The 759-nt window shown below is 66.3% G+C and carries 1 pseudogene; it reads right to left on the reverse strand.

From position 1 onward, the window contains the following. Positions 1–759, reverse strand: a pseudogene (locus ACXJKR_RS33960) (beta-galactosidase); the annotation flags it as partial.

Genomic DNA, 759 nt, shown 5'->3' on the forward strand with positions numbered 1-759 from the left:
TGGTCGTCGGGCTCGGACACGCCGTGCGTGCGGCCCTCGAAGGCCCATCGCGCCCACTGGCGCTGCATCGGCCGGAAGGCGGCGAAGATCTTGGCGAAAGGCTCCAGCGTGGCCTTGTCGTTGGTCTTGGCGCCGAGCGGGTAGTTGGCGTAATCGAAGTAGTCGATGCCGAAGGGCGAGACGCCGATGGAGCCGCTGCCCAGGATCTGATAGAGGTAGCGGGCATAGAGCTCGGCATTGCCGATCTCGGGCACGAACAAGGCGTTGTCGGGACGCTTGAACTTGGCCAGATTGGCGTTGAGCTTGGCCGACTCGGGGTTGTAGATATCGGGGCCGACGATGTCGATGGCGGGCGCGGCGGCCTTGTAGATGTCGATGACGTCGTAGGTCGGGCCGCCGCTGGCGAAGTTCTTGTTCCAGGGCTTGGGCGGCTGCTCCAGCGGGTCGCGCAGCGCGTTGTTGACATACATCGGCAGGTCGTAGACGGCGCGGCCGGCCTTGGCGATCTCGCCGATGTAGCGGGCCTTGGCCCAGGCGTGGAAGTACTCGTCGGCGTAGTCGCCGTAGACGGCGCGCCAGTTGCCCTTGGCCGCGCCCGGCACCGGCGCCTTCTTGCGCGCCAGCACGGCGGCTGGCACGTCGGCTTCGAAAGCGGCCTGTGCCGTCTTGCCGAAGTCGCGCACCAGGCCGAAGGTGCCAACCTCGTTTTCCACCTGCACCATCAGCACGGTGCGCTCGTTCTCGTCGATCTTCTTCAGG

This window comes from Roseateles sp. P5_E11, assembly GCF_054049355.1.